The 10,754-nt window shown below is 72.0% G+C and carries 3 protein-coding genes; all 3 read right to left on the bottom strand.

Annotated elements, in window-relative coordinates; genetic code table 11:
* On the bottom strand, positions 1–2,327 hold a 2,327-nt coding region (locus MFF26_RS26090; protein ID WP_238308935.1), incomplete at its 3' end, for a condensation domain-containing protein.
* On the bottom strand, positions 2,327–10,498 hold the full coding sequence (locus tag MFF26_RS26085) for a non-ribosomal peptide synthetase (RefSeq protein WP_137831731.1): 8,172 nt from the start codon (positions 10,496–10,498) through the stop codon (positions 2,327–2,329). The genes MFF26_RS26085 and MFF26_RS26090, both read right to left, overlap by 1 nt.
* A 2-nt stretch (positions 10,499–10,500) precedes the next feature.
* A partial coding sequence (locus MFF26_RS26080; protein WP_238308934.1) for a phosphopantetheine-binding protein occupies positions 10,501–10,754 on the bottom strand: 254 nt, incomplete at its 5' end.

Here is a 10,754-nt window from a genome sequence, read left to right as displayed (position 1 = left end):
GTCCGGCGCACCGCCCGGAACGCGTCGAGGCCGAACGCCTCGCCGCCGGCCGTCCACGAGCGCACCGGCAGCCGGCCGCCGCCGGCCTGCGCATGCGCCTCGGCCAGGCTGATCAGCAGGGCGGGCGACATGCCGGTGACGGTCACGCCCTCCCGGCGGATGGTGTCGAGGATGTCCGGCGCGGTCCAGGCGCGGGGCTCGCCGATGACGAGGCGCCCGCCGTGGAACAGGGCGGCGAGCCAGGCCTCGGTGGCGCCGTCGAAGGAGAGCGCGATGAGGTGGAGCACGCGATCGTCGCGGGTGAGGCCGTAGCGGGCACCGACCGCCGCGGCATGCATGGCGAGCGGCCCGTGGGCGACGGCCACGCCCTTGGGCTGGCCGGTCGATCCGGAGGTGAAGATGACGTAGGCGAGCTGGTCGGGATGGAGGGTCAGGCCGGGATCGGTGGCGGGTCCGGCGAAGGCGTCCGGGTCGTCGAGGCGCAGGCACGGGCAGGCGGCGCCCTCGCCCGGCACGTCGGTGAGGAGGAGGCGGGCGCCGGCCTGGCGGATGACGGTGTCGCGGCGCTCCGGGGGGGCGTCGGGATCGATGGGGAGGTAGGCGGCGCCGGCCTTGAGGACGGCGAGGATGGCGACGAAGGCGTCGGGGGATCGTTCGAGGCGCAGGGCGACGCGGTGTTCGGCGTGGATGCCGCGTCGGATGAGAGCATGGGCGAGGGCATTGGCGCGGGCATCGAGCGCGGCATAGGTGAGGCGGGTCGGGCCGTGGACGAGGGCGACGCGCGCGCCCTCGCTGGCGGCCAGCGCCGCCACCCGAGCGTTCACCGATTCAAACCGAGGCGACAGCGGCATCCGGTGTTGCGCGGCCAGGAAGGCGCGCTCAGCCTCCGTGAGCAACGGGGTCTCGCCGCAGGGCGCCAGTGGACAGGCCAGCAAGGCGGCCAGCATCTCGACGAAGCGGGCGGCCCAACGCTCGCCGGTGCCGGGCAGGAAGCGGGCTTCGGCCAGGATCAACGCGCCGGAGATCGCGCCGCCTTCCCTCTCCTCGATTCCGAGGATGAGATCGAACTTGGCCGTCTCCAGCGGTGCCGGCATCGGCTCGGCGGTGAGGCCGGGGAAAAGCGGCGGCGACGGCACCCGCTCGTAGCCGAACATCACGTCGAACGGCCCCTCGCCCGTCCCCCCAAGCCCTTCCAAGATGCGGTCCAAGGGAAGAGCCTGTTCGGCCAACCCGTCCTGCAGCGTCGCGGCGACCGTCTCGGCGACCTGGGCAAAGGAAAGACCGGGCTTCGGCTGAAGACGCAGGGCCAGGGTGTTGACGAAGGGACCGACCACATCCTGCGTCGCCGCTCCCCGCCGATTGGCCACGGGCATGCCGACGCAGACATTGCTCAGGCCGGTGCTGCGCCCGAGGAAGACCGCAAAGGCGGCGAGCATCAGAGCCGGCGCCGTCACGCCCCGCTCCGCCGCGAACAGCCGGAACGCCTCCTGTACCGGGGCGGGAAAGACGAGCGGCACCCGCCGCGCCCGATCGCCGTCCGTCGGAGCTGCGGCCAAACGCTCGGGGAAGACGATGCGCGGAGCATCGGCCAGACGCTGGCAGGCGCGCGTCAGCGCCTGCGCGTCGTAGCCGGCTTCCTGGCCGATCGCTTGCCAGGCTGCCCAATCGGAAAAGCGCAGGGGCGGCATCGGAATCACCGCCTCCCGCCCGGCATGGCGGGCGGCGTAGTCTTCGGCGATCTCCCGGGTCAGGACGCCGAGGGACCACGCATCGCAGACAGCGTGATGCATCGCGAGGATCAGGGCATGCCGGTCGGTTCCGAGGCGGACCAGGGCGATCCGCACCAGCGGGCCGGCGATCAGGTCGAAGGGCCGCTCGACCATTTCGCGAAGATGCGCGCGCAAAGCCGCCTCAGCCTCGGGGCCGGACAGGTCGTGCTCCGCCAGCGAACCCGGTACCGCCGGGTCGACGATCTGGAGCAGGTGGCCGTCCTCTGCCTCCCGGAAGCGGGTGCGTAAGGCGTCGTGGCGGGCGACCAACCCATCGACAGCGCCGGACAGGGCGACCCGGTCGAGGGGGCCGGTGAGGCGCAGGGCTCCACCGACGGCATAGGCCGCGCTCGAGGGATCGAGCCGCCACAGGAAGTACAAGCGGCGCTGAAGGTCGGAGGCCGGCGCCGGCTGGGCCGGGTCGATGCGCGGTACCGGCAGATCGTCGAAGTCGATGCCTGCCTGCCGGAAGCGAGCGAGCAATGCGCGCCGTTCCTCCGGTCGAGCGGCGGAAAGGCGCTCGGCGAGGAGACGCAGGCGGTCGGATAGCGCGCTCATCAGGCGTCGAGCTCCGCCAGCAGAGCCTCCGCCCGGGCGAGCTTCTCACCGTCGGCGTCAACGGCTCCGGTGGCTTCGACCACGGCCGCGAACACCCGCAGCGTCGGCGCTTCGAAGACCGCCTTCAGCGGCACGACGCGGCCGAGTTCGGACTCGATCCGGGCCACCATGCGGGTCGCGGTGAGCGAATGTCCGCCGAGGCGGAAGAAGTGATCGTCGCGGGCGATGCGGGGCACGCCGAGGAGATCCGACCAGATCACCGCCACGGCCGTCTCGGTTTCGCCCTGGGGCGCCGCTCCTGCGGTCGCGACGGCGTCCGGCCGCGGCAGGGCGGCACGATCGAGCTTGCCGTTGGGCGTCAATGGCAGACGGTCCAGGAGCAGGATCGAACCCGGCAGCATGTGCGCCGGAAGGCGTGCCGCGAGATGGTCGTGCAGCATCTCGGGCGAGGTGCCCTGTGCCGCAACGGCGTAAGCGAGAAGCCCCTCTCCACCGGGGGCCTGAGCCACGACCGCCTCGCCCACGGCGGGGTGACAACTCAAGGCCGCTTCGATCTCGCCGGGCTCGATCCGATAACCGCGGATCTTCACCTGATGGTCCAGGCGATGGAGGTAGTCGAGGCGGCCGTCGGCGCGGCGGCGGACGCGATCGCCGGTGCGGTACATGCGGGCGCCCGGCGCCCCGAACGGATCGGGCGCGAAGCGTTCGGCGGTCAGACCCGGCCGACCCCGATACCCCCGGGCGAGGCCGGCCCCGCCGATCCAGAGTTCGCCCGATGCCCCGATCGGAACCGGCTGGAGCGCGTCGTCGAGGACGGACAAGACGGTGGCGGCCAGGGGATGGCCGAGATCGGGATTGCCCTCGGCTGCCTCGACGCGGCCGGCACTGGACCAGATCGTCGTTTCCGTCGGCCCGTAGACGTTCCAGAGCGTGCCGACCCGGGCCGCGAGCCACGCGGCGAGATCCGCCGGAAGCGCCTCGCCGCCGCACAGCGCCTTGAGACCGGGTCGGCCCGCCCACCGGCTCGCCCGCAATTGCCGCCATGTCGCGGGCGTCGCCTGCATCACCGTCGCCTCGCTCGCCTCCAAGAGGGCGGCGAGGCGGCGCGGATCGGCGGTCTCCGCCCGGGCGGCAACCCGAAGCCGCGCGCCCGCGGTGAGCGGCAGGAACAGTTCGAGCGCGGCGATGTCGAAGGAGAGCGAGGTCACGGCCAGAAGCCGATCCTTCGCGTCGATGCCGAGTTCCGACGCCATCGCGGCGAGAAGGTTGGCCAGGGCACCGTGACCGACCATCACGCCCTTGGGCCGTCCGGTCGAACCGGAGGTGTAGATCAGGTAAGCGAGATCGTCGGGATGGGGCGCGAAGGCCGGGACCGGACCCGTCGCCTCCCCCTCGATATCGAGCATCGCCCAGGGGCCTGCGGGCGCCGCCGCGCAGAGGGCGGGCTCCGTCAGTAGTGCGGCCAGACCCGCATCCTGCGCCATGAAGGTGAGGCGCTCGAACGGATAATCCGGATCGAGGGGCACATAGGCCGCACCGGCCTTCACGATACCGAGCAGGCCTAGCACCATCGCGGTCCCGCGCCCGAGGAAGACGCCGACCCGATCGCCGCGCCTCACCCCCGCTGCGGCGAGACGCGCCGCCACGGCGTCCGAACCCCGGTCGAGTTCGGCATAGCTGAGCGGGCCGCCGTCGCCCTCGACCGCGATCCGTTCCGGATTCGCTTGCGCATGGGCACGCAGCCGGGCCGCGAGCGGGACGAAGGGCGTCTGAGCCGGCCCCGAGAGCGGGCGATCACCCGCGGGCGCGAGGCCGATGCCGCCGAGCAGCGCCTCGTCCGCCGCCGCCGCGAAGGCGGACAGCGCCCGGTCGAACGCGTCGGCGATCGCCTCGACGTCCCGAGGCGCGAACGCCTCCGTGGCGTAAGCCAGCCCGATGGTCGCCGTCTCGCCCATCTCCACCGTGACGGTGAGGGGGTAATGCGTGTCCTCGCTCACGAGCACGTCGCGGAAGGCGAGAGCACCTGGGGCCGGCACGCTCAGTTTCGGATCGACGGGGTAGTTCTCGAAGATCAGCACCGTGTCGAACAGCGCCTCGCCGCCGTTGCCGGCGAGCGACTGGACCTCGAACAGCGGAATTGCCCCGTGCTCGCGCAGGGCCAGATTCTGCCCCTGAAGATCGGCGAGGTAGGTGCCGATTGCACGATCGGCGGACGGCTCGGTCAGCACCGGAAGCGTGTTGATGAACAGCCCCAGCATCGCCTCGGCGCCGGGCAGCACGTCGGGACGACCGGCGATGGTGACGCCGAACAGGGCGGGACGACCGGTGCGGCGGGCGAGGACGAGCGCCCAGGCCGCTTGGACCAGGGTGGCGAGCGTGATCCTCTTGGCGCGCGCGGCGACGCGGAGTGCATCCGTTCGCTCCGCATCCAACCGGATCAGGTGGCGACCCCGGCCGGGCGGACCGGCATGCCCCGAGGACAGGCGGAACGGCTCCTCGACGGAGGCCAGAGCGGCGCGCCAATAGGCCCGGTCCGCCGCCCGGTCGCGGCGCGCCAACCACGCCACCGCATCGCGGAAGCGCGGAGCCGGCCCGTGCGGCGCCTCGCCGCGATACTGCGCGGCCAGTTCGGCCAGCAACCGAGCCGAACTCCAGCCATCGAGCAGGATATGATGGCGCACCCAGAGAAAGCGCCACTTCGCCTCGCCTGTCCGGACGAGAACGAGGCGCATCGGCGGAGCTGCCGCGAGGTCGAAGCCGCGGGCGCGCTCCGCATCGCCGAGCCGCGCGAGGCGCCCTTCGAGATCGGGCATGCCGCGCCAATCGTGCTCCTCGAAGGCCGGTTCGACACGGGGATGCACCACCTGCTCTAGCTCGGCGCCGTCGCGCGCGTGAAAGGTCGAGCGCAGGATGTCGTGCCGGGCATAGGCGGCGCGCCAAGCGGCGCGGAACCGGTTCGTGTCGAGCCCGTCGAAGGTGACGGCGAGCAGATTGACATAGGCCGTATCGCCGGGCGCGAGCCGCGCATGGAACAGCAGGCCCTGCTGCATCGGGGTCAGGGGATAGCTCTCGACCTCGCGGGAGATGGCCGGCTCGGCGCCCGCGAGCCGACGCAAGGCAGCCTCGAAAGCGGCCACGATCCGCTCGGCCTCCGCCGCATCGTGGCGGACCGGGTCGAACATCCAATCGATCCGGAGTTGACCGTCGCGGAGCCGGGCATCGATGCGCAGCGGATCGAGCATGAGCGCCTCGGGATCGCGCTCGGGCCCCGCGTCTTCCGCTGCCAGGGTGAAGGCGCCCCCGGCCATCGCGTCGTCGATCCGCCCGAGATAGTTGAACACCGGCCCGCGCGGTGCGGCCACGGCCGCCCGAAGGTCCGGCTCGGCGAGATGCGCGAGAAGTCCGTACCCGACACCGCCCTCCGGCACCGCCCGCAGGGCCTCGCGAATGGCGGCGACGTGCTCGGCCCGGTCCGCCCGAACCGGCAGGCGGACGGGGTAGAGGCTCGTGAACCAGCCCACCGTGCGGTCGAGATCCGAGGGCGCGTAGGATGGATCGCGCCCATGGCCCTCCAACCAGATCGTGACGCTGTCGGCTCCCCCGGCCAGGGCACAGGCGAGGGCTGCCGTCATCACTTCGTGCGGACGGGCATCGAGGGCGGCGGGGGCGGTCTCCATGACGGCCCGCGTCGCCGCGACGTCGAGGATGGTGGCGAGGCGATGCGCCTCGCCCAGCCGCGTCGGGCTGTCCAGCAGAGGGGCGCCCGACACGGCCTGCCAGTAGGTCAGCTCGTCCCGCAGGGCTTCCGAATGGGCATGGAGCAGCAGGGCGCGGGCGTAATCGGAAAAGTCCGTCTCCGGCGCCGGCAGCGCCACGGTCTCGCCACGGCGGCGCTGCTCCAGACCGAGGGCGAGGTCGTCGAGGAGCACGCGCCAGGACACGCCATCGACGGCGAGATGATGGATCGTCAGCAGCAGGCGCTGGCTACCGTCGGGCAGGCGCGCCAGCACTGCGCGCAGCAACGGGCCTTCGCCGGGATCGATCGCGCGATGCGCCGCCGCGCAGACGGCCGAGAGATCCGCCACATCGGCGACGGCGCGGATGTCGAGGAGGTCGGCGGTCTCGGTGGCCACGACGCCCTGCACCCAGCGTTCGCCGCGCGGCCGGATGCGCAGACGGAGGGCCTCGTGCCGGGCAACGAGCGCCGACAGCACCGCCGCGAGCGCCGGCCCGTCGAGCGTCTCGCGCGGGATCAGCAGAACCGACTGGTTCCAGTGGCCGCGGTTCGGCACCGGCCGCGCCAGGAAGGCGAGCTGGATCGGTGTCAGCGGCACCTCCCTCACCGCCGGGCGCGAGGCCGCGGCTGGAGGTCGGGTCGATGCCGGGGACGGAGCAGCGTCGAGCGGGACCGCCACGGCAGCCAGCGTCCGCACGGTCTGATGCTGGAAGACGAGCTTCGGCGTCAGCTTCAGACCGCGGCGCTTGGCGCGGGCGATGATCTGGAGGCTGAGAATCGAGTCGCCCCCGAGGGCGAAGAAATTGTCGTCGAGATTCACGACCGGACGGCGCAGAACCTCGGCCCAGATTTCAGCGAGGATGCGCTCGGCCCGCTCACCGTCTGCCGGGGCGCTCGCCGCAGCCGAGCCCGCTCCGCTGTCCTGCCCTGGGGTGGCCAGCGGCACCGCCACCTTGGCCAGCGCCCGGAGTGTCTGATGCTCGAAGACCTGTTTCGGGGTCAGCCGCAGGCCCTGGCGCTTGGCGCGCGCGATGATCTGAAGGCTCAGGATCGAGTCGCCCCCGAGGGCGAAGAAATTGTCGTCGAGATTCACCGTCGGACGGCGCAGGACCTCGGCCCAGATGGCGGAGAGCGTCGCTTCGGCCGGGCACGACGGCGTGTTTGCCGGCGTCGCGGGCGTCAGGGGCATGGCCACGGCGGCCAAGGCCCGTACCGTCTGGTGCTCGAACACCTGTTTGGGGGTGAGACGGTAGCCCCGGCGCTTGGCGCGGGCGATGATCTGCAGACTCAGGATCGAGTCGCCCCCGAGGGCGAAGAAGTTGTCGTCGAGATTCACCGTCGGACGGCGCAGGACTTCAGCCCAGATCTCGGCCAGAGCGTTCTGCGCCGTGTCGCCGCCCGCACGGGACACATCCGGCAGGGTATCTCCCGGAGAAGAATCGGGCTTCGGCAGCGCCCGGCGGTCGAGCTTGCCGTTGGCTGTGAGCGGAGCCTTCTGCAGCCGGAGAACGTGGCTCGGGATCATCGCGTCCGGCAGCGTCCGGGCCAGGGCGGTGCGGGCACCGGACGCGGCCTCCGCCGTGCCGACGACGTAGGCGAGGAGGCGAGGCCGGCCGGTCTCGGTACGGTCGGGAACGACATAGGCCGTCTCGATCCCGGGCAGCGCGCGCAAGCCTGCGGCCACCTCCCCGAGTTCGATGCGATGGCCACGGATCTTCACTTGATCGTCGGCGCGCCCGAGGAACCGGATCGCGCCCTCGCCGTCGAGCCGGACCCGGTCGCCGGTGCGGTAGAGGCGGCGGCCCGGCCGGGCCGGATCGGGCACGAAGCGCTCGGCGGTGATCCCCGGACGCCCGAGATAGCCCCGCGCGAGCTGATCCCCGCCGAGATAGAGTTCGCCGACCGCACCCGGCAGCACCGGTGCGAGATGCGCATCGAGGATCACGGCGTAGACGCCGGCGAAGGGGCGCCCGATCGGGACGGTGTCCTCCCCCGCTTCCGTCGTCGCGACTTCGTGCGACAGGACGCCGACGCTGGTCTCGGTCGGCCCGTAATGGTTGATCACCCGGCAGCCCGGCCGGAGCCGCTGCACCCGCGCGGCGAGGCCGGCGGGCAGCGCCTCGCCCCCGAGGATTAGCGCGGCTTCCGGCAGGATCTCGCCTGCGCGGGGCGTTGCGAGCAGGCCGTCGAGATGGCTCGGCACCAGCTTGAGCACGCCAATGCGGTTCGCCTGAACCGTGTCGGCCAGACGATCGGCGTCGAAGGCAGCCTCCGTTTCGATGAGGTGGAGGGTCCGGCCGGAGACGAGGGCACCGAACAGCATCGTGTGGCCGAGATCGGCCGCGGGCGTGGAGACGAGGCCGAAGGACGCGCCTTGCGGCAGCGTGAACCGGGTCAGCATCGCCTGCGTGTAGGCGGCGATCGCCCGATGCGGCACGAGCACGCCCTTCGGAGCGCCGGTCGAGCCCGAGGTGTAGATCAGGTAGGCGCCCTGATCCGGCAGGGGCACCGGAAGCGGCGGCGCATCGAGCGGACCGGGGCGAGCCATCAGATCGGCGATCGCGTGGCGGTCGAGGTCGAGCGTCGTCGCGGCTCCGGCCCCCTCGGCATCGAAGAGCACGAGCCGGGCCCGCGCATCGGCGGCCAGCCGTCGGAGCCGCTCCGCCGGCAGCGCCGGATCGAGCGGCGCGTAGATGCCGCCCGCCCGCATCACGCCGAGGGCCGCGACGACGAGATCGAGGCTGCGCCCGGCGAGGACCGGAACCACCTCTTCGCGGGAAAGTCCTGCGGCGCGCAGGGCCTCGGCGAGCCGGGTCGCGGCGGCGTCGAGTTCAGCGAAGCGCATCGAGCTCGCGCCCGCCCGCAGCGCGATCGCATCCGGCACCCGCGCGACGTGTCCGGCGAAGGCCGTGAGCACGTCCGGATCCGTCCGATCGGCGGTCTCGCCCGACAGGGCGGAGACATCGGCCGGATTCCAATCGGCGAGCGGACCCTCCGGCCGGGCGGCGGCCCAGCGCATCAGATCGGCATAAGCGGAAACGAAGCGGTCGGCGAAAGCCGGCTCGAACAGATCGGTCGCGTAGGTCAGCACGCCGTCGATGACGTCGGCGCGGTCGGTCACGTCGAGGCTGAGGTCGAAACGCGTGACATTCTCGAGGAGATCGAGGGGCGTGGCACGCAGCCCCGCGGCGCGAATCGTGCGCGGCGTGTCGAGCTGCTGCGTGAACTTGACCTGGAACAGCGGATTGTAGCTCAGCGTCCGTTCGGGCTGCAGCGCCTCGACCAGGGTTTCGAACGGCACATCGGCATGGGCCTGCGCCGCGAGTGTCGCCGTCTTCACGGCGGCGATCAGATCGCGCATCGGCAGGGCCGGCTCCATCCGGGCTCGGATCACCTGCGTGCTCACGAAGAAGCCCGGCAGACTCTCGGTCTCCGGCCGCGTGCGATTGGCGCTGGAGATACCGACCCGGATGTCGCCCTCACCGGTTAGCCGGGCGAGCAGCGCGTGGAGGCCCGCGAGCAGAACCATGAACAGGCTCGCGCCCTCGGTCCGGGCGAGCGCCCGCACCGCACGGCTGGTCTCGACATCGAGGGTGAAGCGCCGTCGCGCTCCCCGAAAACTCTGAATCGGCAGCCGCGGACGGTCCGTCGGCAGGGCGATCGGAGGGTGCTCGTCACCGAGTTCGCCCTTCCACCAGTCGCGCTGGCGAACGAGCTCGCCGCTCTCCAGCCGCACCCTCTGCCACGCGGCCCAATCGGCGTAGCGCACGGGCGGCGGCGGCAGGGCCGGGTCACGTCCCTCGTGGAAGGCGGCATAGGCGGCGAAGAATTCGCCGATCACGAGTTCGATCGACCAGCCATCGGAGACGATGTGGTGGAACGCGAACCACAGCAGGTGTCGTTCGGCCTCGATCCGCACGAGGCCGAACCGAACCGGAGGCGTCGCCGTGAGATCGAAGGGCGCCCCGGCGCCGGCCTCGGCGAGGGCCCTGGCAGCTTCCTCGCGCTCGACCGCCGCCCGGGCGGAGACGTCCGCTCGGGCGAGCACGACCGGTTCGGCCGGGTGGATCACGGGGCGGGCGTCGCCATCCTCGGTGGGCGTGAAGGTGGTCCGAAGGGTCTCGTGACGGGCTACGAGCCAGTCGAGGCCGCGTGCCAGCGCCGTTTCATCGAGTGGTCCGTCGAGTCCGAGTGCGCCGCCGAGATTGTAGGCGTGGCTTTCCGGCTCCAGTTGCCAGAGGAACCACAGGCGGCGCTGCTCCAGGGACAACCGATCCGGCGCGCCGTCGGCGAAAGGCATGATCGGCAGCCGCTCGAAGGCGATGCCGCGGGCGTCGAGCGCGTCGAGGAAGCCGGCCCGCTTCTCGAGCGGCAGGGCGGCGAAGCGCCGGGCGAGCTGGTCCCAGCTGGGATTGCGTTCGGGAGCGCCCGTCATGGTCAGACCTCTTCCCACTCGGTGAGCAGGGCATCGACGGTGTCGCGGGCGCGCGCCTCGTCGTCGCTGTCGATCAGTGCGGCGAGCGCCGCGAGGGTCGGGGCGGCGTAGAAGGCAGGCAGACCGATATGGACGCCCATCTCCTCGCGAATGCGCGCGACGAGCTTTGCGGCGAGGAGGGAATGCCCGCCGCGCTCGAAGAAGCCGTCCGTCCGGCCCACCCGCTCGACGCCCAGCAGCGCCGTCCACAAACCCG

Source organism: Methylorubrum suomiense, from assembly GCF_022179765.1.
GTDB lineage: Bacteria > Pseudomonadota > Alphaproteobacteria > Rhizobiales > Beijerinckiaceae > Methylobacterium > Methylobacterium suomiense.
Note: the sequence above shows the minus strand (reverse complement) of the source record. Positions and strands in the feature narration are given on the sequence as shown.

Bases quoted from the DNA above. Each gene is read 5' to 3' on its own strand.
- MFF26_RS26085 (WP_137831731.1), bottom strand. From the start codon at position 10,498: ATGACGGGCGCTCCCGAACGCAATCCCAGCTGGGACCAGCTCGCCCGG.